This is a genomic window from Streptomyces roseofulvus, from assembly GCF_039534915.1.
Lineage (GTDB): Bacteria > Actinomycetota > Actinomycetes > Streptomycetales > Streptomycetaceae > Streptomyces > Streptomyces roseofulvus.
Map to the genome: position 1 here is coordinate 1,931,792 of NZ_BAAAWE010000001.1, position 25,315 is coordinate 1,957,106.

Consider the following 25,315-nt stretch of genomic DNA (forward strand, 5'->3'; position numbering starts at 1 on the left):
GCAAGAATACGGGGCATAGTCGAGGAAAGGACCGAAGGAGCGTGGCGAGGGAGGCCCCTCGTGCCGACGGCGCGGTTCCTGCTGTGGGGCGGTCTGGCGGCCGCCGCCGGGGGCGCGGTGCTGTGCGTCCTCGGCTGGTACGGGATCTCGGGCGAGCGCTTCGCCGAACGCCAGCTGCCCTATCTGGCCTCCTGCACGGTGCCGGGCGCGGCGCTCCTCGTGGCGGGCGCGGTGCTGGTCGCGGCGGCGGTCCTGGCCGGACCTCCGCCCGCCGAGGGCGGTCCGGAGCCGGTCCCGGACACGGCGCTCCCTCCCCCGCCCTCCTCCGGCGGCCCGCCGCTGCGCGTCCCCGGCGGCACGCTGGCGCACCGCCCGGACTGCCCGCTGGTGGCGGACCGGCCGGACGCGGTGCCCGCCGCCGGGGACCCCGGACTCGCCCCCTGCCCGGTGTGTGAGCCGTGGCCTCGCTGACGTACGAGCTGACGCTGGCCGGCCTCGCGGTCGGCAGCGCGGCGGCGCTCACCGGCATCGGCCTGATCGTCACCCACCGGGCGACCGGGGTGCTGAACCTGGCGCACGGCGCGGAGGCCATGGTCTGCGCGTACGTCTTCCGTCAGCTGGTGGTCGTGTGGGGGTGGCCGCTGTGGCCGGCCGCCCTGGTCACCCTCCTGGCCGTCGCCCCCGCCCTCGGCCTCCTCCTCGACCGGGCCGTGTTCCGCCCGCTGGCCCGCTCGGGCACCGACCCGGCCCGCGCCCTGGTCGCCTCGACCGGCGTCTTCGTCCTCCTGGTCGGCGCGGCGGTCCTGCTCTGGGGGCCGGGGGCCCGCGACGACGCGCCGGTGCTGCTCGGCGACGACCCGTGGCTCCAGCTCGCCGCGGTGGCGGCGGTGGCCTGCCTGGTGACGGCGGTGACCCGGTGGACCCGCTTCGGGCGGGAGCTGCGGGCCGTGGTCGACAACCGGCGGCTCGCGGTCCTCGCCGGGGTGGACGCGGACCGGATCGCGGCGGCCGGCTGGGCGTTCGGCGCGTGCACCGCCGGTCTCACGGGCGTGCTCCTCGCCCCGTACGTCCGGCTCGACCCGTACGGGCTGCCGCTGCTGGTGGTGGAGGTGATGGCGGTCGCGGTCATCGCCCGGATGCGGTCGCTGCCGGTCGCGGTCGGGGCGGCGCTGCTCATCGGGGTGACCCAGGCCCAGCTGACCCGCTTCCACCCCGAGGGCTGGGCGGAGCCGCTGGTCCGGGCGGTGGGAGCGAACCTGTTCGTGATCGCGCTGCTGGTCGCCGCGCTGGTGCTGCCGGGCATCGGCGGCCGGGGGCACGACGTGCTGCCGCCGGCGCCGCGCGCGGGCCGCACCCCGCCGGCCGTGTGGGCGCTCGCCGCCGGCTGTCTGCTCCTCCCCCTGGCCGTCGCCGGCCCCGACCTGCGCACGGCGGTACGGGTCCCGGCCCTGGCGATCGTCCTCCTCTCGCTGGTCGTGGTCACCGGCCGGGCGGGCCAGATCGCCCTGGGCCAGGCGGCGTACGCGGGCCTCGGCGCCCTCTTCACCGCCCTGCTGTCGGCGGCCGGGCTGCCGCCCCTGGCGGCGCTGGCCCTCGCGGTGCCGCTGACCGGCGCGGCGGGGCTGCTGACCGCCGGCCCGGCGATCCGCCGCCACGGCCTCGCCCTGGCGCTGGCCACCCTCGCGGTCGGCGTGGCGGTGAGCCGTTTCGTCCTCGCCCAGCCGTACGCCACGGCGGGCCTCCCGCCCCCGGCCCGCCCGGCGCCCTTCACGACGGACCGCGCCTACTACGTCCTGGAACTCCTCCTCCTCACGGCCGCCCTGCTCCTGGTCGCGGGCCTCCGCCGGGGCCGCACCGGCCGCGCGCTGGCGGCCCTCCGCGACCACGAGCCGGCCGCGGAGGCGGCGGGGGTCGCGGCGACCCGCCTGAAGCTCCTCGCCTTCACGCTGGCCGCGGCCCTGGCGGCGCTGGGCGGCGGCCTCCTCGCCATGGCCACCGAGGCCTTCGACCCGACGGCATACGACCCGCTCCGCGGCCTCCTCTGGTTCGCCGCGGTGGTGACCCTGGGCGCGGACCGCCTCCTCACCCCCCTCCTGGCGGCCCCCCTCCTCCTCGCCCTGGACACCGCGGGCCCGGCAGGCGCCGCGGCCGTCCTCATCGGCCTCCTGGCCACCCGGACCCCCCGCCTCCCACCCCTGACGACCCTCCTCACGCCGCCGCCCGCACCTCCCCGCCCGACCGAAGGCCGGGGAGCCCCCCACGGCCCGCCGACCGTCGACGGTGCGACACCACCCACGAGGAGACCCGCACCCGGCCCACCCGCCGTCACGGGTGGAGCGGGTGGGCTCATCACCCCGGCCGAAGGCCGGGACACCCCCCGCGGCCCCTCTGCCGCCGGCGGCGCCCCACCCCCCACCGGAGGAACCGCGCCCGGCCCGCGCGCCCACGCGCCCGCGCGGCTCCGTGCCGAGGGGCTGTGGTTCGCGCACCGCGGTGGGGTGACGGCCCTCCGCGGGGTCGGGATCGTGCTGCCGGCCGCCCAGGTCACCGCCGTGGTCGGGCCGAACGGGGCCGGGAAGAGCACCCTCTTCGACTGCCTGGCCGGCGCGCGGCGCCCCCGCCGCGGCCGGGTCCTGCTGGACGGCGAGGACATCACCGGCCGGCCCGCGCACGCCCGGGCCCGGCGCGGCGTCGCCCGGACGTTCCAGCGGCCGGCCGTCTTCCCGTCCCTCTCCGTGGAGGAGAACGTCCGCGTGGGCGCCGACCACGCCCCCCGCCCCGCCGCCGCGACCGAGCGAGCCCTGCTCCTGACCGGCCTGGCCGGCCCCGTGCGGGCGCTGCCCGCCGCCGACCTGCCGACCGGCGTGCTGCGCCGGGTCGAGCTGGCCCGGGCGCTGGCGGGCCGCCCGCACACGCTGCTCCTGGACGAGCCGGCCGCCGGCCTGGACGCGGGCGAGACGGAGGCGCTGTCCCGGCTGCTGGCCGCGCTCGCCGCCGACGGCCTGACCGTCCTGGTGGTGGAGCACGACCGGGACCTCGTCGCGGCCGTGGCCCGCACCGTCCGCACGATGGAGGGCGGGCGGCTCGGTCCATGAGCGTGGAGATGGAGCTGCGCGGCGCCCGGGTCCGCTACGGCCCCCTGGAGGCCCTGCACGGCCTGGACCTGCCGGTCCCGGCGGGCACGGTGACCGTTCTGACGGGCCGGAACGGCGCCGGCCGCAGCACGGCGCTGCGCGCGCTCGCCGGCACGGTGCGGCTCGCGGCGGGCCGGGTCCTGTGGCGCGGCGAGGACGTGACCGCGCTGCCGCCGCACGACCGCTCCCGCCGCGGCCTCTGCTTCGTACCGGACCGGGGCGCGGTCTACGAGGGCCTGACGGTCGCCGAGAACCTGGCCCTGGCGCGGCCGGACGGCGCCCCGGACGGCGCCCCGCCCCCGTATCCCGCGCTCGTTCCGCTGCTGTCCCGGACGGCGGGGACGCTGTCCGGCGGGGAGCGCCGGATGCTGGCGGTCTCCCGGGCGCTGCTGCGGCCGGCCCGGGTGGTGCTGGTGGACGAGCCGGTCCTGGGCATGGCTCCGGAGGTCGCGGCCGACACGTACGGGCTGCTCGCGGCGCTCGCCGTGCGGGACGGCGCCGCCGTGGTGCTGGCCGAGCAGCGGGTGCCGGACGGCCTGCCGCCCGGCACCCTGGTGCACGAGCTCCGCCGCGGCGCCCGCGTGTTCAGCGGCGAGGCGGCGGAGCGGCGCGCCCGCTGAGGCTCAGAGCGGCGCGATCCGCAGCATGGTGCCGATGTACAGCCGGTTCGGGTCCGGGCCGATGACGTCCTTGTTGGCCTCGTACAGGCGCTGCCAGCCGCCCTTGACGCCGAAGCGGCGGGCGATGGAGCCGAGGGTGTCGCCGGCCTGCACGGTGTGGACGCGGCCGCTGAGCCCGTACCGCTTGGAGCAGACGGGCCAGGCGCCCCAGCCCTGCACGCGCAGGACGTCCTCGGCGACGGTGATCTGCTGCTGGCGGGTGGCCAGGTCGGCGCGGCGGGCGAACTTCAGGCCGCCGAACTCGATCCAGGTGGGCTGCCAGAACTGGAGCCCGCCGTAGTAGCCGTTGCCGGTGTTGACGTCCCAGCGCCCGCTGCTCTCGCACTCGGCGACGCAGCCCCACGGCCACTGGTCCTTGGCGCAGGCGTACGCGGGCACGCCCGCCGGTCCCGCCACCGGCGGCGGGGGCATGGCGCCGGTGCCGCCGCCGGGGGCCGCGCCGGGCGTGCCGCCCTTCGCCGCCTCCACGGCCGCCGCGGCGGCGGCGAGCGCGTCGGCGGCGGCCGTGAGACCGGACTCGGCGGCGGTCCCGGCCGCGTCCGGCAGCGCCGGTACGGCGGGGGCCCCGGGCGCCCCGGCGCTGCCGGGCCCGTCGTCGCCGGGCGCGGCCGTGGCGGCGGGCGCCTGGTGGAGCGCGAGCAGCGCCGCGGCGGAGGCCGCCGCGAGCGAGCCGGCTGTCCAAAATCGGATCATCGACATCGCCGCAGGCTAGGTCGGGCTCCGGCGGTCCGGGCCCGTGCCGCGCGGAACACTGTTCACTTGCCACCCGGTCGGAGTCACGCGGCGCCGTCCGCCGCCCGGCCGCCCCTCCGCACGCGCCACTGGCAAGTTGCCCGCCTTCCGCGCGTGACCCCGCCCGCGCCTGACCCGTTGAACTCGGCATGAGACGCCCGGGAAAGGCCCGGGGTCCGTCCGTACCGACTCCAGGGAGCCCCCCGTGCCGCGCATGCTCGACGTCAGCGAGGACGTACGCGCCGAGATCGGCGACGAAGAAGCCGACCGGCTGCTCGCCGGCGACAACGCCCCGGGCAACTACGACTGCACCTCCTGCCGCACGCCGGGCGACTCCGAGCAGGAGCGCACCAGCACGGTGCTGTTCGTCGGCGAGGAGACCGCCGTCCTCGCGTTCGCCCACGCCAGCTGCATCCCGTCGCAGGTCGTCCGGGTCGCCGAGGACCAGCTCCAGGGCGCCGTCGCCTCCATCACGGCCGCCGACGCCGCCGACGCGCTCACGGCCGCCCACCCCGAGCAGGCCGTGCTCGGCGTCACCAGCGGTCTGGTCCTGATCGACGGCGAACTGCACCCGGCGCTGGTCGTGGAACCGACCGCGCCGGTCGCCCGGCCCGGTTCCGACCGGCTCACCGACGAGTTCCTGTCGCTCCTCACCGAGCAGGGCTTCCACCCGGTCGCCGACCTGAACACCACGCCGGCCGCGCTGCCCGGCTGGTCGGTCCTGGTCGCCATGGGCCAGCTGCACTCGGTGCTCCAGCCCGGCCCCGGCGGCGCGGGCCAGACCGCCTGGTGGCAGGCCCACCAGCCGCTCCAGGTCACCGAGGGCTGGCGCGCGGCGGCCAACAAGTCGCACACGGTGCTGGTCTTCGCGGCGCCGGTCGGCTCGATCGGCCAGCAGCCGCGCGAGGACCTGCTGCGGGACGCCCTGGAGAAGGCCGCGGTGAACGGGCGCCTGGTCGCCGCCGCGATGCCGCTGGCCGGTACCTGATGGACGACGGGCGTCCGGGGATAGGGCCGGTGCGTCCGCGAGGGGTCCCGACCGTGCCGCGTCCGCGGCGGGCCCCTCTTTCGGAGAGCCGCCCGCATCCGACGGTCGGCGGGGTCGTTGGCACCTACGTGCACGCATACGACCCATTCCCCCAGCCGTATCCGAGTCCGATCCCCGGCATGCGCCCGGCGCAGGACGTCCCGGCCGGATACTCGGCGACGCCGATCTTCGATGCCCTGTACTCGGAGTACCGCCGGTCGTTCCGCACGCTTCCGGGTGACCGCAGCGGCGAGGAGGAGCTGGCGTTCCGGGCCTTCGGCACGGCGCTGAGCACGGGGCTCTCGGGCTTCTCGGGCTTCTCGGGGCTCCACGCCCACCAGCACACGGCGTATCCGCCGGCCTGGTCGGCGCAGCACCATCCCCCGCAGGCGGCGCTGCCGCCGGGGCCGCGCAGAGGCGTCTGAACGGGAAACGGCCGAGGGCCGGAGTCGTACGGTACGACTCCGGCCCTCGGCCGTGTGCGGGGCGCGCCTACTTCTTCTTGCCGCGCTTCTCGCGGACGCGCACCGAGATGTGGATCGGGGTGCCCTCGAAGCCGAACTCCTCGCGCAGCCGGCGCTCGATGAAGCGGCGGTAGCCGGCCTCCAGGAAGCCCGAGGCGAAGAGCACGAAGCGCGGGGGCTTGGTGCCGGCCTGGGTGCCGAAGAGGATGCGGGGCTGCTTGCCGCCGCGGATCGGGTGCGGGTGGGCGGCGACGAGCTCGCCGAGGAAGGCGTTGAGGCGGCCGGTGGGGACGCGGGTCTCCCAGCCGGCGAGGGCGGTCTCGATCGCCGGGACCAGCTTCTCCATGTGGCGGCCGGTCTTCGCGGAGACGTTGACCCGCGGCGCCCAGGAGACCTGCTGCATCTCGGTCTCGATCTCGCGCTCCAGGTAGTAGCGGCGCTCCTCGTCGAGCTCGTCCCACTTGTTGTAGGCGATGACGATGGCGCGGCCGGACTCGACGGCCATCGTGATGATCCGCTGGTCCTGGACCGAGATCTGGTCGGTGGTGTCGATGAGGATGACCGCGACCTCGGCCTTCTCGACGGCGGCGGCCGTGCGGAGGGAGGCGTAGTAGTCGGCGCCGGCCTGGAGGTGCACCTTCTTGCGGATGCCGGCGGTGTCGACGAACTTCCAGGTCCGGCCACCCAGCTCGATCAGCTCGTCGACCGGGTCGCGGGTGGTGCCGGCCAGCTCGTTGACGACCACGCGGTCCTCGCCGGCGACCTTGTTGAGCAGGGAGGACTTGCCGACGTTGGGGCGGCCGATGAGGGCGATGCGGCGGGGGCCGCCGACGGCCTTGCCGAAGGTCTGCTCGGGGGCCTCGGGCAGCTTCCGCAGCACCTCGTCGAGGAGGTCGCCGGTGCCCCGGCCGTGCAGTGAGGAGACCGGGAACGGCTCGCCGAGGCCCAGCGACCAGAGCATGGCCGCGTCGGCCTCGCCGGACTGGCCGTCGACCTTGTTGGCGGCCAGCACGACCGGCTTGCCGGCGCGGCGGAGCAGTTTGACGACGGCCTCGTCGGTGTCGGTGGCGCCCACGGTGGCGTCCACGACGAAGAGGCAGGCGTCGGCGGCCTCGATGGCGTACTCGGCCTGGGTGGCGACGGAGGCGTCGATGCCGAGGACGTCCTGCTCCCAGCCGCCGGTGTCGACGACCTTGAAGCGGCGGCCGGCCCACTCGGCCTCGTAGGTGACGCGGTCGCGGGTGACGCCCGGCCGGTCCTCGACGACGGCCTCGCGGCGGCCGATGATGCGGTTCACCAGGGTCGACTTGCCGACGTTCGGACGGCCGACGACGGCGAGGACGGGGAGCGGGCCGTGGCCGGCCTCCTCGATCGCCTCCTCGACGTCCTCGATGTCGAAGCCTTCTTCCGCGGCGAGCTCCATGAACTCCGCGTACTCGGCGTCGCCAAGTGCCCCGTGGTCGTGCTGGTCGTTCATGAAGTCCGTTCCTTGATCATTCGTGGTCGGTGGGATCCGGCGGCGGGAGCCGTGGGGCCCACTACTGAGAGTGTCGCTCAGCGCCCGGTGAGGCGCCTGGCGTTTTTCAGGTGGTCGGTGAGGTGCTCCTGGATCCGGAGCGTGGCCTCGTCCAGCGCCTTGCGGGTACGCCGCCCGCTGCCGTCGCCCGCCTCGAAGGGCTCCCCGAAGACGACGTCCACCCGGCTGCGGAGGGCCGGCAGCCCCTTCACGAGCCGTCCGGGCCGCTCGGTGCTGCCCAGCACCGCGACCGGCACGATCGGGGCGCCGGAGCGGACGGCGAAGTAGGCGAGACCGGCGCGGAGCGAGGCGAAGTCGCCCTCGCCGCGGGTGCCCTCCGGGAAGATCCCGAGGACCCCGCCCCGCTCCAGCACGCCGAGCGCGTCGCCGATCGCCTTCCGGTCGGTGGAGTCGCGGTCGACCTTGAGCTGCCCGATGCCCTCCAGGAAGCCGCCCAGCGGCCCGACGAACGCCTCCTTCTTGATGAGGAAGTGCACGGGGCGCGGGGCGGTGCCCATGAGCATGGGGCCGTCGATGTTGTGCGCGTGGTTGACGGCGAGGATGACGGGACCGGAGGCCGGCACCCGCCAGGCGCCGAGCACGCGCGGCTTCCAGAAGCCGTACATCAGCCCGATGCCGATGCGCCGGCCGACGGCGGCCCCCTGCGCGGAGGGCTGGGTCACTTGGCGCCCGCCCGCTTCTCCTCCACCAGGGTGACGACGCACTCGATGACCTGGTCGAGGGTGAGCTCGGTGGTGTCGACCTCGACGGCGTCGCCGGCCTTGGCGAGCGGGGAGGTCTTGCGGCTGGAGTCCGCCGCGTCCCGCTTGACCAGGGCCTCCTGGGTGGCCCGCACGTCGGCGCCCTTGAGCTCGCCGGAGCGGCGGGCGGCACGGGCCTCGGGCGAGGCGGTGAGGAAGATCTTGAGGTCGGCGTCGGGGAGGACGGTGGTGCCGATGTCCCGGCCCTCGACGACGATGCCCTGCTCGGCCGTGCGGGCGATGGTCCGCTGCAGCTCGGTGATGAGCGCGCGGACCTCGGGGACGGCGCTGACCGCGCTGACCTTGGAGGTGACCTCCTCGGTCCGGATCGGGCCGGAGGCGTCGGCGCCGTCGACCGTGATGGTCGGGCGGGACGGGTCGGTGCCGGAGACGATGACGGGCTTGCCGGCGGCGGAGGCGACGGCGTCGGCGTCGGTCACGTCCACACCGTTGCTGATCATCCACCAGGTGATCGCCCGGTACTGGGCACCGGTGTCCAGGTAGCTCAGCCCCAGCTTGGCGGCGACCGCCTTCGAGGTGCTCGACTTGCCCGTGCCGGAGGGGCCGTCGATGGCGACGATCACGGATTCCACGGTGAGGGGGACCTTCCTGGGTGGGCGGCGGCCCCGGCGGCAGTCCGGGACTCCTCTAAGGTTACCGAGTCCCCCACACCCGTCCGGCCCAACGTCCCCCGACCCCTCCCCCGGCGGGGCGGCCCGGCGCCCCGCCGCGCGCCGACGGGGTCAGGCGGTGCGGAGGGACCAGCCCTGGGACTGGAGGGACTGGGCGAGGGCCGGGGCCGCCTGGGGGTCGACCATCAGCTGGACCAGGCCCGCCTGCTGCCCGGTCGCGTGCTCGATGCGCACGTCCTCGATGTTGACCCCGGCCCGCCCCGCGTCCGCGAAGATGCGGGCCAGCTCCCCCGGCCGGTCGCTGATGAGCACCGCGACCGTCTCGTACGCCGTGGGCGCGGCGCCGTGCTTGCCGGGAACCCGGGCCCGGCCCGCGTTGCCGCGCCGCAGCACGTCCTCGACGCCGGTCGCGCCGTCGCGCCGCTTCTCCTCGTCCGCGGACTGGAGCGCGCGCAGGGCGCGGACGGTCTCGTCGAGGTCGGCGGCGACGCCGGAGAGGACGTCGGCGACCGGTCCGGGGTTGGCGGAGAGGATCTCGATCCACATGCGCGGGTCGGACGCGGCGATCCGCGTGACGTCCCGGATGCCCTGCCCGCAGAGCCGTACGGCCGACTCCTCCGCCTCCTCCAGGCGGGCCGCGACCATCGAGGAGACCAGCTGGGGGGTGTGGGAGACGAGCGCGACCGCGCGGTCGTGCGCGTCGGCGTCCATGACGACGGGCACGGCCCGGCAGAGCGCGACGAGTTCGAGGGCCAGGTTGAGGACCTCGGTGTCGGTGTCGCGGGTCGGGGTGAGCACCCAGGGCCGGCCCTCGAAGAGGTCGGCGGTGGCGGCGAGCGGGCCCGAGCGCTCCTTGCCGGACATCGGGTGGCTGCCGATGTACGCGGTGAGGTCGAGGCCCATCGCCGCCAGCTCGCGCTGCGGTCCGCCCTTGACGCTGGCGACGTCGAGGTAGCCGCGGGCGGCCCCGGCGCGCATGGCCTCGGCGAGGGTGGCGGCGACGTGCGCCGGGGGTACGGCGACGATCGCGAGGTCCACCCGGCCCTCGGGTTCCGTGTCGGTGCCCGCGCCGAGCGAGGCGGCGGTCCGGGCGCTCGCCGGGTCGTGGTCGCGCAGGTGGACCGTGACGCCCCGGCCGGCGAGGGCGAGTGCGGCGGAGGTGCCGATCAGTCCGGTTCCGATGACGAGGGCAGTTCTCACGGGGGATGTCCTTGGGGCGCGGGGCGGTAAGGGCCCAGCCTAGTCAGCCGCCGTCGGCACCCGCGCGTGCGCCCGCCCAGCGAGACATGACACGGGTCGTCATGACGCGGGGCGGGCGCACGCGCGCGTACGGCGGCGGGAGCCGCGTACACCGCTCAGAGCTTCTGGGCCCGGATGATGTCCTCCAGGGAGCCGCCCTGCGGCAGCGATCCGCCCGGCGTCAGTTTGTCGACGGCCTCCGGCAGCGACCGCGCGATCTCGTCGGCGGCCTGCTGGGGGGTGACCCCGGACTCCTGGGCGACCTTCCGGAGGGTCTCGTCGGGGAGCGCCTCGGCGATCTGGGTGCCGTCGACGGGCTTGTTCTCGCCGGTGCCGATCCAGGACTGGGCCTGTTCGGCGAGGCCGGACCTGGTGAGCAGGTCGAGGAGCCCGCCGAGCGGGTTCTGGCCCCCGGCTCCGCCGGCGCCGGGCGCGCCGCCCTGGCCGCCCGCGAGGGCTCCGAGGAGGGAGCCCAGGATGCCGCCGGCGCCCCCGCCGCCCTGGCCGCCTCCCCCGCCGAGCAGGGAGCCGAGGAGACCGCCGAGATCGTTGCCCGCCATGGTTCTGCCTTTCGTCCGGGTGGTCCGGGTGAGGACCCGCTGGAATCGTCCTCAATCTCACCCATAGGGGCACATTCCGCCACCGGGAGTGGGCGCGGACCGGCGACCGGGTAGAAAGGGCGGATGCTGCTCCATGTGGTGCCCCTGGACGAGTGGTCCGCGGACCCGGGCCTCCCCTACGCCCCGCCGTCGCTCGCCGCCGAGGGCTTCGTGCACTGCTCGCCGGACGGGCAGGCGGCGCTGGCGATCGCCGACGCCCACTACCGGGACGTGCCGGGCCCGCTCCTCGTGCTGGTGATCGACGAGTCCCTGCTCTCCGGGGAGGTCCGCTGGGAGGGTTCGGAGGACCGGCTCTTCCCCCATGTGTACGGGCCGGTCGAGCGCGCCGCCGTGACCGCGGTCCTGGAGGTGCTGCGGGACGCGGACGGCCGTGCGAGGGAGTTGGTGCCCTGGGCGTAGGCGGGGCCCGGCGTGTTGCGGGGGCGACGCGGCGCACCGGGCGAAGCTGGGCCGTATGACTTCACGGACGACACCCCGCCGCGCGGTCCTGATGGCCGCCGCTCTGACGACGGCGACCGCGGCGGCGGCCACGGCCTGCGGCTCGGACGGCGGTGAAGGGGGCGACGGCGGCACGGAGTCCGGCGCGCCCGCCACGACTCCGGCCGGGACGGGCAGCGCCCCGGCCGGCACCCCGCTGGCGAGCACCTCCGAGATCCCGGTGGGCGGCGGCACGGTCTTCGCGGACCGCAAGGTGGTCGTGACACAGCCCACGGAGGGCGAGTTCAGGGCGTTCTCGGCCGTCTGCACCCACCAGGGCTGTCTGGTGAACAAGGTGGCCGACGGCACGATCGACTGCCCCTGCCACGGTTCGAAGTACGCCATCGCCGACGGGGCGGTGACCGCCGGGCCGGCCCCGCGGCCGCTGCCCGCCGAGCGGATCACCGTCTCCGGGGAGACGATCACCCTCGCGTAGCCTGACCGCCATGACCGCCATGGACATGACCCCCGAGGCGCTGGTGCGCGAGCACACCGTCTACGCGTGCGTGATGGGCTCGCGCGCCTTCGGCCTGGCGACCGAGGACAGCGACACCGACCTGCGGGGCGTCTACCTCGCCCCGACGCCGCTCTTCTGGCGCTTCGACAAGCCCCCGGCGCATGTGGAGGGCCCCGCCCCGGAACAGTTCAGCTGGGAGCTGGAACGCTTCTGCGAGCTGGCCCTGCGCAACAACCCCAACGTCCTGGAGTGCCTCCACTCCCCGCTCGTCACCCACACCACCGAGGTGGGCACCGAGCTGCTCGGGCTGCGCGGAGCCTTCCTCTCCCGCCAGGCCCACGGCACCTTCGTGCGGTACGCCGGCGGCCAGCGCCGCAAGCTGGAGGCGGACGTCCGCCAGTACGGGCATCCGCGCTGGAAGCACGCGACGCACCTGCTGCGGCTGCTGATCAGCTGCCGTGACCTGCTCCGCACCGGCGAGCTGCGGATCGACGTGGGCGGGGACCGCGAGCGGCTGCTCGCGGTCAAGCGCGGCGAGCTCGGCTGGCCGGAGGTCGAGTCCTGGATGAACCGCCTCCAGGACGAGGCCGACGACGCGCTCGCCGCGTCCCCGCTCCCGCCGGCCCCGGACCACGCGCGCGTGCAGGACTTCCTGGTGCGGGCCCGCCGCGCCTCGGCCCTCCAGGAGTTCCCGGAGCCCCCGGAGTTCTAGAGGGCGGCCAGCCGGGCCCGGACGACGAGGTCGTGGAGGGCGTCCCCGGCCCGCACCGCGTCCGGGAGGTCCGAGGCCGCCTGGGCCGCGTCGAGGACGCCGTGCAGGGCCTCCACCTCGGCCCGCACCTCCTCCCTCACGACGTCGGCGGCGCCGTGCTCGGCTGCCGACTTCGCGGCGACCAGTCCGGCGATCCGCGCCGGGGCCTCCGGCACCTCTCCGGTCAGCGTCGGCAGATGGGCCTGCACCTCGCCGGAGCGCATCAGGTGGATGCCGGTGAGCAGCGCCCGGTAGGTGTAGAGCAGCGGCTTCAGCTCACCGCTCTTCTCGAAGAGCCGCCACTGGGTCGCGGCGAAGCCCCGGTAGTGGTGGGCGTGGTGGCTGGTGAGGACGCCGGGCACGAGGGCGGTCAGCTCGGCGTGGACCGGGGTGGTGTGCACGACCAGGGGCGACGTGAGCTGCTCCAGGACGTAGCCGTTGCGGCGCAGCATCAGCCGGGCGAACTTCCGCAGGTCGTGCGTGACGAGGTCCATCTCGACGCCGTCCCGGTCCCACGTCCGGTCCCGGGTCTCCTCGGGCTCGCGCAGCCCGACCAGCGCCGCCGCCGGGAGCAGGTGGACGCCCCGCAGGTCCACGTCGGAGTCGTGGGAGGGGAAGCCGTACAGGTGGGCGCCGGAGACGGTGGCGAAGAGCAGCGGGTCCGGCTCGTCCGCGACGACGGCGGTCAGGTCGGCCTCGTGGGCCTCGAGGGTCAGCGTCATGGGACCGAAGCCTCCCAGAATTCGATCACGCGTCCCAGAGGGCACCGAGTTCCAGCAGCTCGTCCCGGTGCTCGATCCGCGCGGTCCACTCCGCCGGCCAGGCGTCCGCACCGAGGTGCGCCCCGGCGAAGGCCCCGGCGAGGGCGGCGATCGAGTCGGAGTCGCCGCGGGTGCAGGCGGCCCGGCGCAGGGCGGTCAGCGGCTCGCCGGGGAAGAGCAGGAAGCAGAGCAGCCCGGTGGCGAGCGCCTCCTCCGCGATCCAGCCGTCGCCCGTGTACGTACAGGGGTCGAGCTCCGGGTCGGCGGTGCGCTGCACGGCGTCGAGGCGCTCCAGGACGGCGAGGCACTCGTCCCAGCCGCGCCGGACGAAGTGCAGGGCGCTGGGGTCCTGGGAGCGGGTCCACAGGTCGCCGAGCCAGCGCTCCTGGTACCGGTCGCGGTTCTCGTAGGCGTACGAGCGCAGCTGCCCGACGAGTCCGGCGGGGTCGACCCCCTGGGCGAGCAGCCACACGGCCCGCGCGGTGAGGTCGGAGGCGGCCAGCCCGGTCGGATGCCCGTGGGTGAGCGCGGCCTGGAGCTGGGCGGCGCCGGCCCGCTGCTCCTCGCTCAGCCCGGGGACGAGCCCGATGGGCGCGACCCGCATGTTGGCGCCGCAGCCCTTGGAGTGGATCTGGCTGGCGTCCTGCCAGGCCCGGTCGCTGTCGAGGAGCATGCAGGCGCGCAGGCAGGTGTTGCCGGGGGCGCGGTTGTTCTCCGGGGAGTGGTACCAGTCGACGTACTCGTCCCGGACCGGCCGGGCGAGCCGGAGCGGGGCGAGCGGCCCGCGTTCCATGGCGGTCCGGATGCCCCGGGCGAACGCGAGCGTCATCTGGGTGTCGTCGGTGATCTTCCCGTCGTCGGGGAGCGCCAGCTCGCGCCAGGGCCCGTAGTAAGTGGTGATCATCGGCGTGTCGATGAACTCCGTGCGGCGGCCCAGCGCGTCACCGAGCGCCAGCCCCATCAGCGTCCCCGTCGCGGCCTGCTTGTTCATGCGGATCGTCCTTCCGGTCGGAGCAGTGGCGGGTGGAGGGCCGTGGCCTCTCCCGCCCGGTAGAGCGCGGCCGGTTTCCCCCGTCCGCCGGTGCGGCGCGGCGGTCCTTCCACGGCCTCGACGAAGCCGGGCGTGGTGAGGACCTTGCGCCGGAAGTTGGGGCGGTCCAGCGGGACGCCCCAGACCGTCTCGTACACCTGCCGCAGCTCGCCGAGGGTGAACTCGGGCGGGCAGAAGGCGGTGGCGAGGCAGGTGTACTCCAGCTTGGCGCCGACGCGTTCGCGGGCGTCGGCGAGGATGCGGTCGTGGTCGAAGGCGAGCGCCGGGACCTCGTCGTAGGGCAACCACCGGGCCTCCGCCGCGTCGCCGCCGCCGCGCGGTTCGGGCGGGTCGGGGACGAGCGCCGTGTAGGCGACCGAGACGACCCGCATCCGGGGGTCGCGGTCGGGTTCGGTGTAGGTGCGGAGCTGTTCGAGGTGGAGTCCGGCGACGGTGGCGTCGGAGAGTCCGGTCTCCTCGGCGAGTTCGCGGCGGGCGGCGGCGCCGGCGGACTCGCGGGGCAGCACGAAGCCGCCGGGGAGCGCCCAGGTGCCGGCGTACGGCTCCTGGCCGCGCTGGACGAGGAGGACGTGCAGCCGGCCGGACCGGACCGTGAGGACGGCGAGGTCGACGGTGACGGCGAAGGGCTCGAAGGCCCGGGGGTCGTACCCCTCGGGAATGTTCATCGGCGCTCCAGGAGGGGTTCGGCGAGGAGTGCGTCGACGGCGGCGACGGCGGTGGCGAGGCGTTCCTCGTGGGGGCCGGTGACGACGACGGTGCGGCGCCCGCTGTGGGTCAGCTGCGCGAGGAGCCGTGCGGTGGTCCAGGCCCGCAGGCCGTCGTCGCCGGAGCCGGCGGGGTCGACGGGGTCGACGCCCCGGTGGTCGGTGAGCAGCCAGAGGTGGTGCCGGCCGCGGGCGGCGACGGCGCCGGTGCCGGGGCTGGCGGTGCCGAGAAGCCGCTCGTGCCGGATCGTGGCGGCGAAGGCGTCGGTGTCGCAGACGAGCAGCGGGGACCCGGCACGGGCGGCCTCCTCCTCGCGCTCGGCCTGGTCCTGGGCGATGACGGGGAAGTCGGCGGAGCGGAGGAGGGCGTCGGCCGGGCCGGCGTTGGGGCGGTCGGCCCGCAGCTCGGCGAGTCTGCGCGCCGCGTACGCGCTCCCCGCGTCGGGGACGTACCGGGTGCGCGCCCAGACGCCGCCGCGCCGCCGGTAGTGGGCGGCGAGGGCGCGGGCGAGGGTGGTGACGCCGCTGCGCTCGGCGCCGAGGACGACGACCCGGCGGGTGAGCGCGGCCCGGACGGGCGCGGCCAGCAGCTCCCAGTGGGCGGCCGGGTCGGCGCGGACGGCGGCGCCGGTGACGGGGTGGGTACGGCGCCCGGGGTCGACGCGCACCGAGGCGGCGCCGAGGCGGCGGGCGAGCTCGTCCCCGTACGGCGCCGACGTGAAGACGGCGTCGACGGGTTCGCGGACGGCGGCCTCGACGGCTGCCGGGAGGCCGTCCTCCGCGTCGGCGCCGACGACGAGGGCCTCGGGGTGGACCTCGCGCAGCCAGTCGACCCGGTCCGCGAGGGGCAGCGGGTCGGCGGCGGTGCCGGTGACGAGGACGGTGACGCGCGCGCAGCGGCCGAGGGCGGTGCGGACGAGGTCGTGGTGGCCGGCGTGCGGCGGGCAGAACCGGCCGGGGACGAGGCCGTGGCCGTGGCGCGTGCTCATGCGGTCGCCTCCCGGGTGCGCGGGAGGGTCCCCACCGCCCCCGCCGCCGACGGCGTCCCTGGTCCACCCCCGTGGGTCCAGGTCCGTGTGCCGTGTGCGGCGAGGACGGTGAAGAGGCTGTGCATGCCCGGCTCCTTAAGAGTCACTATGACTATAAAAGACGGCGGCTCCGCACACAAGGCCGGACGAGGCCTGACGCGGCCTGACGCGGCCTGACGGGCGCCGGAACACCGGGCCGGACACGCGAAGAGGCCCGTGCCCCGCGCGGATGCGCGGGGCACGGGCCTCTGGCTGCCGGAAGGAGGGGCCTACAGGCCGACTTCCTTCATCAGCATGCCGACCTCGGTGTTGGACAGCCGGCGCAGCCAGCCCGACTTCTGGTCGCCCAGGGTGATCGGGCCGAAGGCGGTGCGGACCAGCTTCTCCACCGGGAAGCCCGCCTCGGCGAGCATCCGGCGCACGATGTGCTTGCGGCCCTCGTGCAGCACGACCTCGACCAGGTAGTTCTTGCCGGTCTGCTCGACCACGCGGAAGTGGTCGGCGCGGGCGTAGCCGTCCTCCAGCTGGATGCCGTCCTTGAGCCGCTTGCCGACCTCGCGGGGCAGCGGGCCGGTGATGGCGGCCAGGTAGGTCTTCTTCACGCCGTACTTGGGGTGGGTGAGACGGTGGGCCAGCTCGCCGTGGTTGGTGAGCAGGATGATGCCCTCGGTCTCGGTGTCGAGCCGGCCGACGTGGAAGAGCCGGGTCTCGCGGTTGGTGACGTAGTCGCCCAGGCACTGGCGGCCGTCCGGGTCCTCCATGGTGGAGACGACGCCGGCCGGCTTGTTCAGGGCGAAGAACTGGTACGACTGGGTGGCGACGGTCAGGCCGTCGACCCGGATCTCGTCGCTGTCCTTCACCCGGAGGCCCTGCTCCAGGACGATCTCGCCGTTGACCTCGACGCGGGCCTGCTCGATCAGCTCCTCGCAGGCTCGGCGCGAGCCGTAGCCGGCCCGGGCCAGCACCTTCTGCAGCCGCTCGCCCTCCTGCTCGGCGCCCGGGAAGGTCTTGGGGGTCTTGACCTCGGGCTTGTTCGCGTACCGCTCGCGGTTGCGCTCCTCGGCCCTGGCCTCGTACTCGCGCGAGCGCGCCGGGGCCGTGCGGCCGCCGCCCCACCGCTGCCCGGAGGACTGCTTCGGGGACTGCTTGGGTCCGCCCTTGGCGCCACCGCGGGCGGCGTCGCCACGGCCCTTGCGGGGGCTGCCCTTGGCGCCGTCGGAGGGCATGCTCACGTCGTACGAGCGCTCCTCGGGGCGGGTCTTCCGGGGGCGGCCGGCGCTCTGGCCGCGCTCGTCGCGGTTGTTGCCCGCGCCCCGGTAGTTGTTGCCGCGGCCGCCGCTCTTGGCACCACGGCTCCCGCCGTTGTTTCCGCTGTTCCTGCCGCTGCTGCTTCGCATCAAACTTCCGTCGTCTCTTCGTCCGCTGGTCCGTCCCTGTCGGGATCGAACGACGGAACGCCTTCCAGGGAGTCCGGTTCGACCGCGTCCGCCTCGGGGAGGAAGGGCGCGAGCTCCGGGAGCTCGTCCAGGCCGCGCAGGCCCATCCGCTCCAGGAAGTAGTTCGTCGTCCTGTACAGGATCGCACCTGTTTCGGGTTCCGCGCCCGCCTCCTCCACCAGACCCCGCTGGAGGAGCGTCCGCATCACGCCGTCGCAGTTGACCCCGCGGACCGCGGAGACCCGGGAACGGCTGACCGGCTGGCGGTACGCGACGACCGCCAGGGTCTCCAGCGCGGCCTGGGTCAGCCGGGCCTGCTGGCCGTCCAGGACGAACGCCTCGACGGCGGCGGCATGGGCGGGGCGGGTGTAGTAGCGCCAGCCGCCGGCGACCCGGCGCAGCTCGAAGCCGCGGCCGTCGGCGGTGTACTCGTCGGCCAGCTCGTGGAGGGCGTCGGCGACCTCGCGCGGGGTGCGGTCGAGGACCTTGGCGAGGTGGGCCTCGGTGGCGGGTTCGTCGACCACCATGAGGACGGCTTCGAGGGCGGGCTTGAGGTCGCTCATGCGGGCTCCGGTGCTTCCTGGTCGAACTCTGCCGTGACGCGGGTCTCGCCGTCCCCGCCGGTCCAGGAGACGGTGAGGTCGCCGAGCGGGTCCTGCTGGTCGAGGGCGACGGCCTTCTCCCGGTACAGCTCCAGGAGGGCGAGGAAGCGGGCGACGACGGTGAGGGTGTCCCCGGCGTCCTCGACCAGCTCCCGGAACTGGGCGGTGCCGCGCTCGCGCAGCAGGGCGGCGACGAGGCGGGCCTGTTCCTGGACGCTGACCAGCGGGGCGTGGATGTGGTCCACGTACACCTGCGGCGCGGCCTTCGGCTGCAGGGCCTTCACGGCGAGCCGCGCGAAGCCCTCGGCGCCGATCGAGATGACGACCTCGGGCAGCAGCTCGGCGTGGTGCGGCTCCAGGCCGACGGTCCGGGGGCGGCGCCGCCCCTCCGACTCCCAGCGGTCGGCGAAGATCTCGGCGATCCGCTTGTACGCGCGGTACTGGAGGAGCCGGGCGAAGAGCAGGTCGCGGGCCTCCAGGAGGGCGAGGTCGGCCTCGTCCTCCACCTCGGCGGCGGGCAGCAGCCGGGCGGCCTTGAGGTCGAGCAGGGTGGCGGCGACGACCAGGAACTCGGTGGTCTGGTCGAGGTCCCCGTCCGGCCCCAGCGCCCTGATGTGGGCCATGAACTCGTCCGTGACCTGCGAGAGGGCGACCTCGGTGACGTCCAGCTTGTGCTTGGTGATCAGCTGCAGCAGCAGATCGAACGGCCCCTCGAAGTTGGCCAGCCGCACGGTGAACCGCCCGTCCCCGGCATCCGCCCCACCGTCGGCGGCCTCCTCGCGCGCGGGGCCGTGCTCGGGCGTGGCCTCGGGCTCGGCTTCGGCGGACGGCTCGCGCGGGAGGGCGGGGGTCTGCGGTGTCGGTACGGGGTCGGGGGCGCCGGCCGGGCCGGTCGCGGGTCCCGGGGTCGGGGCGGTCCCGTCGCCGCCGGACGGCAGCCCGCCGCCCCGTCCCAGCGCGCGGCGGCGCGGTGGGCGGGACGTTTCGTCGGCGTGCGGGTGCATCGGGGCGGTTCCAGGAGTGCGGGGGCGGGGCCGCCCGCAGGCTACCGTCAGCGGCCGCGCAGACGGCGGACGAGGATGCTCGCGTCGCCGCGCGACTCCAGGTCCGCCAGGACCACGGCGACCGCCTCGCGGACGATCCGCCCGCGGTCGACGGCGAGGCCGTGCTCGCCGCGCAGCACGAGCCGCGCGTGCTCCAGGTCCATCAGCTCCTCGGCGGAGACGTAGACCGTGATCTTCTCGTCGTGACGCTCCCGCCCGCTGGGCCGCCGGTTGGTGGTCCGGCCCCGGCGCCGCGCGGGGGCGGCCGCCTGCGCGGCCGGCTTCGCGGCGGCGGGCTGCTGCGCGGGGACCGTGTCGTTCTCCCGGGCGCGCGGCTCGGCCGCCTCCGCACCGGCCGCCGCGTGCTCGGCGGAACCGGCGGCGGCACCGCTGTCCGCTCCGGCGGCCGTGTCGCTCTCACCCGCCGGAGCGGGAACGGTTCGGCGGGGCGACGACGACTGCAGCGCCATCCCCCCGGTCGTACGGAAGAGTTCGTCGGCTCCGGGCAGACTCACTCGGCGTGACACCGGGCGAGCACCTCCCTGGCGAGCTGGCGGTAGGCGGCGGCGCCCACGGAGTTGGAGGCGTACGTGGTGATGGGCTCGCCGGCGACCGTGGTCTCCGGGAAGCGCACCGTCCGGCCGATCACCGTGTGGTAGACGTGGTCGTCGAAGGCCTCGACGACGCGCGCGAGCACCTCACGGGAGTGCACGGTCCGGGAGTCGTACATGGTGGCGAGGATGCCGTCGAGCTCCAGCTCGGGGTTGAGCCGCTCCTGAACCTTCTCGATGGTCTCGGTCAGCAGGGCGACACCGCGCAGCGCGAAGAACTCGCATTCCAGCGGCACGATGACCTTGTGAGCCGCCGTCAGGGCGTTCACGGTCAGCAGGCCGAGCGAGGGCTGACAGTCGATCACGATGTAGTCGTAGTCGTTCATCAGCGGCTTGAGGGCGCGCTGGAGCGTCGACTCGCGGGCGACCTCGGAGACCAGCTGCACCTCGGCGGCGGAGAGGTCGATGTTGCTCGGCAGCAGGTCCATGTTGGGGACCGCCGTCTTGAGCAGCACCTCGTCCGCCGACATGCCCCGCTCCATGAGCAGGTTGTAGACGGTGAGGTCGAGCTCCATCGGGTTCACGCCGAGGCCGACCGACAGGGCGCCCTGCGGGTCGAAGTCGACGAGCAGCACCCGCCGTCCGTACTCGGCGAGCGCGGCGCCCAGGTTGATGGTCGACGTGGTCTTGCCGACGCCGCCCTTCTGGTTGCACATCGCGATGATCTTGGCGGGTCCGTGGTCGGTCAGCGGGCCCGGGATCGGGAAGTACGGCAGCGGCCGTCCGGTCGGGCCGATCCGCTCGCGGCGCTGGCGGGCAGCGTCGGGCGCGAGGGTGGCCGCGTACTCGGGGTCGGGCTCGTACTCGGCGTCGGGGTCGTAGAAGTGCCCCTCGGGCAGCTCGTCGTAGGCGGCGAAGTGGGTGGACTCTCGGCCCATCTCGTTGCCGGCCGTGGCGTTCACGTGTAGGCCGTCCATCGTCTTCAGCGTGTGGGTTGTCGTCATGGGCTGGTGCGTCGCGAAGGTCCGCACCGCGACGGAGCCGACCGGGGCACCTGGCGCACCGCTCCCGGGAGTAAATGTCGACTCATTCACAAGTCGTCTTACCTCCTTGGATGTGACCAGGAACATTTATCGATAGGTCAGCGTGGCACCATGCCGACGGTTGGCGACTCTATGGCGTGTCACCGGTCCGCAGCAACACAATCGCCCGGACCCGGCCCGTTGTGTCGGCAACCGAACACGCCTCTGTCAAGGGCGCGCAGCCACGCATCCACACGTTTCAGGGGTGTGCGAAACGGTTAAAGGGTTACGTTCGAGGCGAGTTGACCGAACGTTTTGGCGTGGCCGGAGACACAGCCGGCCGGACCTTGTCGAACAAGGTCCGGCCGGGTGCGTGACATTGACGGCGGGCGTTGACGGGGTGCGCCGCCGGGGCCGCCGGGAGGTGCTTCGGGGTCAGCCGATGAGGGTGCTCAGCTCGACGTGCTCGTAGCCGTGCGCCTCGGCGACCTCCTTGTAAACGACCTTGCCGTCATGGGTGTTGAGGCCCAGGGCGAGCGCGGAGTCGCGGCGCAGCGCCTCGACCCAGCCGTTGTTCGCCAGCGACACGATGTAGGGCAGCGTGGCGTTGGTGAGGGCGTAGGTGGAGGTGTTCGGGACCGCGCCGGGCATGTTGGCGACGCAGTAGAAGACCGAGTCGTGGACCTGGAAGGTCGGCTCGGCGTGGGTGGTCGGGTGCGAGTCCTCGAAGCAGCCGCCCTGGTCGATCGCGATGTCGACAAGGACACTTCCGGGCTTCATCTTGGCGACGAGCTCGTTGGTGACCAGCTTCGGGGCCTTGGCGCCCGGGATGAGGACGGCGCCGATGACGAGGTCGGCCTCGACGACGGCCTTCTCCAGCTCGAAGGCGTTGGAGACGACGGTCTGCACCTTGGTGCCGAAGATCTTGTCGGCCTCGCGGAGCTTGTTGATGTCGCGGTCGAGCAGGGTCACGTGGAAGCCCATGCCGACGGCGATCTGCACGGCGTTCCAGCCGGAGACGCCACCGCCGATGACGACGGCCTTGCCGGCGTGGGTGCCGGGGACGCCGCCGGGGAGGACGCCGCGGCCGCCGGCCGAGCGCATCAGGTGGTAGGCGCCGACCTGCGGGGCCAGCCGGCCCGCGACCTCGGACATCGGGGCGAGCAGCGGGAGCGCGCGGTTCGCGGTCTCGACCGTCTCGTACGCGATGGCGGTGGTGCCGGACTCCAGGAGGGCGTCCGTGCACTCCTTGGAGGCGGCGAGGTGCAGGTAGGTGAAGAGCGTCTGGTCCTTGCGGAGGCGGTGGTACTCCTCCGCGATCGGCTCCTTGACCTTGAGGAGCAGGTCGGCGGTGGCCCAGACCTCGTCGGCGGTGGCGAGGATCTCGGCGCCCGCGGCGACGTACTCCTCGTCCGTGATCGAGGAGCCGACGCCGGCGTTCTGCTCGATGAAGACCTGGTGGCCGTTGCGGACGAGCTCGTGGACACCGGCAGGGGTGATGGCCACGCGGAACTCGTTGTTCTTGACCTCGCGGGGGATGCCGACCTTCATCGTCGATCACGGTCCTTGAATCAGGGGGATAACTGGTGCACTGCGATACATACCCGGATGCACTGCGGCACACCGGGGCAGACCACGTTCGAACGCGGCAGAACCAGTCTAATGAAGGAGTTCCCGCTGTCTAGCCTTTCAAAGTACTAATCTTCAGCAGACCCACTGCGGATTTCGTAGGCAGAACCTTCCGTTTCCAGCAGACGGTCCGCGGCGGCCCGGTGCAGTCGCGCCGCGGCGGGGTCCCCGAGCCGGTCGAGGGTGTCGGCGAGCCGCAGCTGGAGCGCCGCCTGGAGCCGGGTGTCCCGGGCCCGGCGGGCCCACTCGACCGCCTCCTCGCAGGTCCGCAGCGACTCCTCGGGCCGCCCGGCGTACTCCTGCACCCGGGCCGCCTCGCTCAACGCCCGCGCGTGGCCCGGGAGATCGCCCAGCCTGCGGTAGCCGGAGGCGGCCGCCCGCCAGTGCCGCAGCGCCTCCCCGTACCGCCCGGCATAGGTCTGTACGGCGCCGAGGCGGGCGTACAGCCGCGCCTGGTCGGCCCGCTCGTCGTGGGCGAGGCGCTGGGCGAGGGCGCGGCCGTACCAGTCGCCGGCCCGCTGCCAGTCACCGAGCTCCTGGTAGCTGCCGCCTACGGATTCCATTGCGCGACCCGTGGCGTACGGATCATTTGCCTGCCTTCCTGCCTCCCATGCCAACCGATATCGCAGCAGAGCGTCCTTGGTGCGGCCGGTCCTGGCATCGAGGTCGCCGAGGTTGAGCAGGGCCGCGGCGCGCTCGCGGTGCAGTCCGCGCCGCTCGGCGACGTCGAGGACGAGCCGGTGCAGCCCGTACAGGTCGGGCGCCGCGGCCTCGGCGCCGCCGTGCGCGGTGAGCGCCCGGACCAGGGAGGCGATGAGCCGGCGGGCCAGGGTGTCCAGCTCCCCGTCGGCGACGGCCATCCGGGCGCAGGCGAGCAGGGCCGGGCGGCGCGAGGCGAGCCACCGGGCGGCGTCCTCGGCGGTGGGGAAGCGCAGGGCGCGCGGCAGTCCGGCGAGCTTGCGCCGGGCCGGGGAGCCCTCGGGTTCGGTGACCGCACGGCAGGACTGGAGGAGCCGTACGGTCCGCTCCAGCATCCGGGCCCGGGCGAGCTGCACCTCGGCGGGCCGGTCGCGCTCCTCCAGCTGGGCGCGGAGCAGGGGGACGAGATGCCCGGGGGCCTCGTACTCCCCGTCGGCGGCCTCGGCGACCAGGCCCAGGCGGGCGAAGTCGGCGAGGGTGGTCGCCGCCGCCTGGACCGAGCAGCCGGCCAGGGCGGAGGCGGTGTGGGCGTCGGCCCGGCCGAGCGGGGCGAGCGCCAGATAACGCAGTATCCGGGCGGCCGGCTGGGGCAGCGCCTGGTGGGCGAGGAGGAAGGCCCGGGTGAGGGGGTCGCCGTTCAGGCCGCGGAGCCGCTTGGCGAGGTCGGCGACGGAGGTCTCGGGCCGGCCGGCCAGCCAGCCGCCGGCGAGCACCACCGCACCGGGCAGCCCGCCGCACTCCTCGACCAGCGCCTCGGCGGCCTGCGGGTCGACGGTGATGCGGACCGAGCCGGTGGCGGAGGTCAGCAGCTCGATGGCCGACTTCGGGTCGAGCCCGCCGAGGGTGCAGGGCCGTACGTCCGGGATGCCGGTGAGCGGCCCCCGGGCCACCGCGACGACGAGGGCGTCGGGGTTGTCCGGGAGCAGCGGGTCGGCCTGCTCGGCGTCGACGGCGTCGTCGAGCAGCAGCACCGCCCGGCGGGTGCCGAGCGCCTCGCGGACCAGCTCGGTGAGCTCGTCCTCGGCGGCGCCGGGCGGTTCCGCGACCCCGAGGTCGCGGAGGAGTTCGCGGGCGGCCCGGGCGGTGGGGACGGGCTCCCCGCCGGGCTCGCTGAGCCGGGCCCGGTAGACGCCGTCGGGATAGCGGTCGGCGACCGAGGCGATCAGCTCCTCGGCGAGGGCGGTCCGGCCGGAGCCGGGCCGCCCGGCGACGAGGAGGACGCGGGCACGGGGCTCCTTGCGCCCGGTCAGGGTGTCCAGACCGGTCCGCTCGATGTCGGCGCGGAGGGCCTTCAACTCCCGCTGCCGGCCGTAGAACTGCCGGCTGCCGGCCGCTGCCACCGCCTGATCCGTCACGGGCCACGCTCCCGTCCACCTGCGCACGAGCCGATCCCCGCGGGGGACTCCGCACGGGCGTGTACGAGCGTAGTTCAGCCCCCCGCGCGTCCCCGGCGGAGCGCGACGGGCACATCCCCCGATCGGATCAGCCGACAGTCACACCGGCCGTCCCGCCGCTCCGTTGCGAGCTCCGCCCCCGCCGTTTCGTTGTGGGCGAACGTTCCGCAGGGGGACCCCCATCGCCCCGCGGAACGCCTGCCCACACGGAGGACCCGCGGCGCGGACACCGGACGGCGTTACGCCTCGAAGGGCCGGGCCGGCCAGGGCGCGTCGGCCGGGCGCAGCGCGTCCAGACCGTCGCCGGCCCGCGCGGCGACCAGTGACAGCACGCCCACCACCAGGCAGTTGTTGTGCAGCTCGCCGGCGAGGACCCCGCGCACCAGCTCGTCCAGCGGGACCCGCGCCACCTCCATGTCGGCCTCCTCCTCGGCGACCTCGAACCGCTCCCCCTCCGCCTCGGCGAGGTCGCGCGCCAGGAAGATGCGTACCGCCTCGTCGCAGCCGCCCGGGGTGGTGTACACGTCCGTCAGGACCCGCCACTCCCCCGCCTTGGCGTGCGCCTCCTCGTACAGCTCGCGCTGGGCGGCGTGCAGCGGGTTCTCGCCGGGCACGTCGAGGAGCCCGGCCGGGATCTCCCACAGCTTCTGCCGCACCGGGTGGCGGTACTGCCGCAGCACCAGCACCCGGTCCTGGTCGTCCACGGCCAGCACGGCCACGGAGCCCGGGTGGACCTGGTAGTCACGGCGGACGACCGAGCCGTCCGGCATGACCACGTCGTCCGTGCGGACACTCGTCTTGTTGCCCTTGAAGGGGGTGGCGGTGGTGACGACCCGCCACTCCTCCGGGGTGTCCTGCACCTGCATCGGTAGTCCTCCCACATACGAAAGCCGGGGTACGCGTCC

Annotated in this window: 26 protein-coding genes; 8 read left to right on the plus strand and 18 right to left on the minus strand. The window is 74.8% G+C overall.

The window, feature by feature from the left end:
- Window positions 1-60 precede the first annotated feature (60 nt).
- The 3 genes from ABFY03_RS08890 to ABFY03_RS08900 are packed head-to-tail and all read left to right on the plus strand — an operon-like array spanning window position 61 to window position 3,754.
- Window positions 61-471 (plus strand): hypothetical protein, encoded by a 411-nt coding sequence (locus ABFY03_RS08890; RefSeq protein ID WP_346169640.1) that lies wholly within the window; start codon window positions 61-63, stop codon window positions 469-471.
- Window positions 459-3,095 carry an ABC transporter permease subunit gene (locus tag ABFY03_RS08895; protein ID WP_346169641.1) on the plus strand — a complete coding sequence of 879 codons (2,637 nt, stop codon included), beginning with the start codon at window positions 459-461 and terminating at the stop codon, window positions 3,093-3,095. Before ABFY03_RS08890 ends, ABFY03_RS08895 begins: the two co-directional genes overlap by 13 nt.
- On the plus strand, window positions 3,092-3,754 hold the full coding sequence (locus ABFY03_RS08900) for an ATP-binding cassette domain-containing protein (RefSeq protein WP_346169642.1): 663 nt from the start codon (window positions 3,092-3,094) through the stop codon (window positions 3,752-3,754). Before ABFY03_RS08895 ends, ABFY03_RS08900 begins: the two co-directional genes overlap by 4 nt.
- Window positions 3,755-3,757: 3 nt before the next feature.
- Here ABFY03_RS08900 and ABFY03_RS37905 read toward each other — a convergent pair whose 3' ends face one another.
- Window positions 3,758-4,225, minus strand: coding sequence for a transglycosylase family protein (locus ABFY03_RS37905; RefSeq protein ID WP_386723701.1), 468 nt, complete (start codon window positions 4,223-4,225; stop codon window positions 3,758-3,760).
- A gap of 526 nt (window positions 4,226-4,751) precedes the next feature.
- Between ABFY03_RS37905 and ABFY03_RS08910 the strand changes: the two genes are divergently transcribed.
- Complete coding sequence (locus tag ABFY03_RS08910) at window positions 4,752-5,534, plus strand: hypothetical protein (protein WP_319010922.1); 783 nt, start codon at window positions 4,752-4,754, stop codon at window positions 5,532-5,534.
- 179 nt (window positions 5,535-5,713) lie between these two features.
- Window positions 5,714-5,998, plus strand: a complete 285-nt coding sequence (locus ABFY03_RS08915; protein ID WP_319010921.1) for a hypothetical protein — start codon at window positions 5,714-5,716, stop codon at window positions 5,996-5,998.
- A 67-nt stretch (window positions 5,999-6,065) separates the two neighbouring features.
- Here the strand turns inward: ABFY03_RS08915 and der are convergent, their stop codons facing one another.
- From der to ABFY03_RS08940, 5 genes are all read right to left on the minus strand, one after another.
- Window positions 6,066-7,514 carry a ribosome biogenesis GTPase Der gene (der, locus tag ABFY03_RS08920; protein ID WP_319010920.1) on the minus strand — a complete coding sequence of 483 codons (1,449 nt, stop codon included), beginning with the start codon at window positions 7,512-7,514 and terminating at the stop codon, window positions 6,066-6,068.
- 77 nt (window positions 7,515-7,591) lie between these two features.
- Complete coding sequence (locus ABFY03_RS08925; protein WP_346169644.1) at window positions 7,592-8,236, minus strand: lysophospholipid acyltransferase family protein; 645 nt, start codon at window positions 8,234-8,236, stop codon at window positions 7,592-7,594.
- Window positions 8,233-8,898: a (d)CMP kinase gene (cmk, locus tag ABFY03_RS08930; protein ID WP_428838188.1), complete on the minus strand. Its 666-nt coding sequence runs from the start codon at window positions 8,896-8,898 to the stop codon at window positions 8,233-8,235. The genes ABFY03_RS08925 and cmk overlap by 4 nt, the downstream gene beginning before the upstream one ends.
- 159 nt (window positions 8,899-9,057) lie before the next feature.
- Window positions 9,058-10,146, minus strand: a complete 1,089-nt coding sequence (locus ABFY03_RS08935) for a prephenate dehydrogenase (protein WP_346169645.1) — start codon at window positions 10,144-10,146, stop codon at window positions 9,058-9,060.
- A 155-nt stretch (window positions 10,147-10,301) separates the two neighbouring features.
- Window positions 10,302-10,745 (minus strand): YidB family protein, encoded by a 444-nt coding sequence (locus ABFY03_RS08940; protein WP_346169646.1) that lies wholly within the window; start codon window positions 10,743-10,745, stop codon window positions 10,302-10,304.
- Window positions 10,746-10,868: 123 nt separating this feature from the next.
- Between ABFY03_RS08940 and ABFY03_RS08945 the strand changes: the two genes are divergently transcribed.
- Genes ABFY03_RS08945 through ABFY03_RS08955 form a run of 3 tightly spaced genes read left to right on the plus strand, consistent with a single transcriptional unit; the run spans window position 10,869 to window position 12,451 of the window.
- On the plus strand, window positions 10,869-11,204 hold the full coding sequence (locus ABFY03_RS08945) for a DUF952 domain-containing protein (protein WP_319010915.1): 336 nt from the start codon (window positions 10,869-10,871) through the stop codon (window positions 11,202-11,204).
- A gap of 55 nt (window positions 11,205-11,259) precedes the next feature.
- Complete coding sequence (locus ABFY03_RS08950; protein WP_319010914.1) at window positions 11,260-11,718, plus strand: Rieske (2Fe-2S) protein; 459 nt, start codon at window positions 11,260-11,262, stop codon at window positions 11,716-11,718.
- 25 nt (window positions 11,719-11,743) lie between these two features.
- Complete coding sequence (locus tag ABFY03_RS08955) at window positions 11,744-12,451, plus strand: nucleotidyltransferase domain-containing protein (protein ID WP_346172221.1); 708 nt, start codon at window positions 11,744-11,746, stop codon at window positions 12,449-12,451.
- Here the strand turns inward: ABFY03_RS08955 and ABFY03_RS08960 are convergent.
- The 12 genes from ABFY03_RS08960 to ABFY03_RS09015 all read right to left on the minus strand — a co-directional run bounded on the left by ABFY03_RS08960 (window position 12,448) and on the right by ABFY03_RS09015 (window position 25,276).
- On the minus strand, window positions 12,448-13,212 hold the full coding sequence (locus ABFY03_RS08960) for a nucleotidyltransferase domain-containing protein (RefSeq protein ID WP_319010913.1): 765 nt from the start codon (window positions 13,210-13,212) through the stop codon (window positions 12,448-12,450). The two genes, ABFY03_RS08955 and ABFY03_RS08960, sit on opposite strands and share 4 nt — an antisense overlap.
- Before the next feature lie 25 nt (window positions 13,213-13,237).
- Entirely contained in the window at window positions 13,238-14,242 is a 1,005-nt protein-coding gene (locus tag ABFY03_RS08965) for an ADP-ribosylglycohydrolase family protein (protein WP_319010912.1), read from the minus strand.
- Window positions 14,239-14,967, minus strand: a complete 729-nt coding sequence (locus tag ABFY03_RS08970) for an NUDIX hydrolase (protein ID WP_319010911.1) — start codon at window positions 14,965-14,967, stop codon at window positions 14,239-14,241. The genes ABFY03_RS08965 and ABFY03_RS08970 overlap by 4 nt, the downstream gene beginning before the upstream one ends.
- A complete protein-coding gene (locus ABFY03_RS08975) occupies window positions 14,964-15,995 on the minus strand; it encodes an AAA family ATPase (RefSeq protein WP_346169647.1) in 1,032 nt (343 codons plus the stop codon). The genes ABFY03_RS08970 and ABFY03_RS08975 overlap by 4 nt, the downstream gene beginning before the upstream one ends.
- 308 nt (window positions 15,996-16,303) lie before the next feature.
- Window positions 16,304-17,431, minus strand: a complete 1,128-nt coding sequence (locus tag ABFY03_RS08980; RefSeq protein WP_319010909.1) for a pseudouridine synthase — start codon at window positions 17,429-17,431, stop codon at window positions 16,304-16,306.
- A complete protein-coding gene (scpB, locus tag ABFY03_RS08985) occupies window positions 17,431-18,033 on the minus strand; it encodes an SMC-Scp complex subunit ScpB (RefSeq protein ID WP_031007747.1) in 603 nt (200 codons plus the stop codon). Before scpB ends, ABFY03_RS08980 begins: the two co-directional genes overlap by 1 nt.
- Entirely contained in the window at window positions 18,030-19,076 is a 1,047-nt protein-coding gene (locus tag ABFY03_RS08990) for a segregation and condensation protein A (protein ID WP_346169648.1), read from the minus strand. The genes scpB and ABFY03_RS08990 overlap by 4 nt, the downstream gene beginning before the upstream one ends.
- 47 nt (window positions 19,077-19,123) lie before the next feature.
- Entirely contained in the window at window positions 19,124-19,630 is a 507-nt protein-coding gene (locus tag ABFY03_RS08995) for a hypothetical protein (RefSeq protein WP_319010907.1), read from the minus strand.
- Window positions 19,627-20,670 (minus strand): ParA family protein, encoded by a 1,044-nt coding sequence (locus ABFY03_RS09000; RefSeq protein ID WP_226651714.1) that lies wholly within the window; start codon window positions 20,668-20,670, stop codon window positions 19,627-19,629. Before ABFY03_RS09000 ends, ABFY03_RS08995 begins: the two co-directional genes overlap by 4 nt.
- A gap of 453 nt (window positions 20,671-21,123) precedes the next feature.
- The gene (gene ald / locus ABFY03_RS09005; RefSeq protein WP_319010906.1) at window positions 21,124-22,239 is read right to left on the minus strand and encodes an alanine dehydrogenase; all 1,116 of its coding nucleotides are present in this window, start codon (window positions 22,237-22,239) and stop codon (window positions 21,124-21,126) included.
- A gap of 146 nt (window positions 22,240-22,385) precedes the next feature.
- Window positions 22,386-24,371 (minus strand): AAA family ATPase, encoded by a 1,986-nt coding sequence (locus tag ABFY03_RS09010; protein WP_346169649.1) that lies wholly within the window; start codon window positions 24,369-24,371, stop codon window positions 22,386-22,388.
- Window positions 24,372-24,649: 278 nt separating this feature from the next.
- The gene (locus ABFY03_RS09015; RefSeq protein WP_319010904.1) at window positions 24,650-25,276 is read right to left on the minus strand and encodes an NUDIX hydrolase; all 627 of its coding nucleotides are present in this window, start codon (window positions 25,274-25,276) and stop codon (window positions 24,650-24,652) included.
- Window positions 25,277-25,315: the final 39 nt, after the last annotated feature.

What these genes read in the sequence shown, in the direction of transcription:
- ABFY03_RS08900 (WP_346169642.1), top strand. Translation starts at nt 3,092, where the DNA reads ATGAGCGTGGAGATGGAGCTGCGCGGCGCCCGGGTCCGCTACGGCCCC.
- ABFY03_RS37905 (WP_386723701.1), bottom strand. Translation starts at nt 4,225, where the DNA reads ATGCCCCCGCCGCCGGTGGCGGGACCGGCGGGCGTGCCCGCGTACGCC.
- ABFY03_RS08915 (WP_319010921.1), top strand. Translation starts at nt 5,714, where the DNA reads ATGCGCCCGGCGCAGGACGTCCCGGCCGGATACTCGGCGACGCCGATC.
- der (WP_319010920.1), bottom strand. Translation starts at nt 7,514, where the DNA reads ATGAACGACCAGCACGACCACGGGGCACTTGGCGACGCCGAGTACGCG.
- ABFY03_RS08940 (WP_346169646.1), bottom strand. Translation starts at nt 10,745, where the DNA reads ATGGCGGGCAACGATCTCGGCGGTCTCCTCGGCTCCCTGCTCGGCGGG.
- ABFY03_RS08945 (WP_319010915.1), top strand. Translation starts at nt 10,869, where the DNA reads ATGCTGCTCCATGTGGTGCCCCTGGACGAGTGGTCCGCGGACCCGGGC.
- ABFY03_RS08950 (WP_319010914.1), top strand. Translation starts at nt 11,260, where the DNA reads ATGACTTCACGGACGACACCCCGCCGCGCGGTCCTGATGGCCGCCGCT.
- ABFY03_RS08955 (WP_346172221.1), top strand. Translation starts at nt 11,744, where the DNA reads ATGACCCCCGAGGCGCTGGTGCGCGAGCACACCGTCTACGCGTGCGTG.
- ABFY03_RS08960 (WP_319010913.1), bottom strand. Translation starts at nt 13,212, where the DNA reads ATGACGCTGACCCTCGAGGCCCACGAGGCCGACCTGACCGCCGTCGTC.
- ABFY03_RS08965 (WP_319010912.1), bottom strand. Translation starts at nt 14,242, where the DNA reads ATGAACAAGCAGGCCGCGACGGGGACGCTGATGGGGCTGGCGCTCGGT.
- ABFY03_RS08970 (WP_319010911.1), bottom strand. Translation starts at nt 14,967, where the DNA reads ATGAACATTCCCGAGGGGTACGACCCCCGGGCCTTCGAGCCCTTCGCC.
- ABFY03_RS08975 (WP_346169647.1), bottom strand. Translation starts at nt 15,995, where the DNA reads ATGAGCACGCGCCACGGCCACGGCCTCGTCCCCGGCCGGTTCTGCCCG.
- ABFY03_RS08980 (WP_319010909.1), bottom strand. Translation starts at nt 17,431, where the DNA reads ATGCGAAGCAGCAGCGGCAGGAACAGCGGAAACAACGGCGGGAGCCGT.
- scpB (WP_031007747.1), bottom strand. Translation starts at nt 18,033, where the DNA reads ATGAGCGACCTCAAGCCCGCCCTCGAAGCCGTCCTCATGGTGGTCGAC.
- ABFY03_RS08990 (WP_346169648.1), bottom strand. Translation starts at nt 19,076, where the DNA reads ATGCACCCGCACGCCGACGAAACGTCCCGCCCACCGCGCCGCCGCGCG.
- ABFY03_RS09000 (WP_226651714.1), bottom strand. Translation starts at nt 20,670, where the DNA reads ATGACGACAACCCACACGCTGAAGACGATGGACGGCCTACACGTGAAC.
- ald (WP_319010906.1), bottom strand. Translation starts at nt 22,239, where the DNA reads ATGAAGGTCGGCATCCCCCGCGAGGTCAAGAACAACGAGTTCCGCGTG.
- ABFY03_RS09015 (WP_319010904.1), bottom strand. Translation starts at nt 25,276, where the DNA reads ATGCAGGTGCAGGACACCCCGGAGGAGTGGCGGGTCGTCACCACCGCC.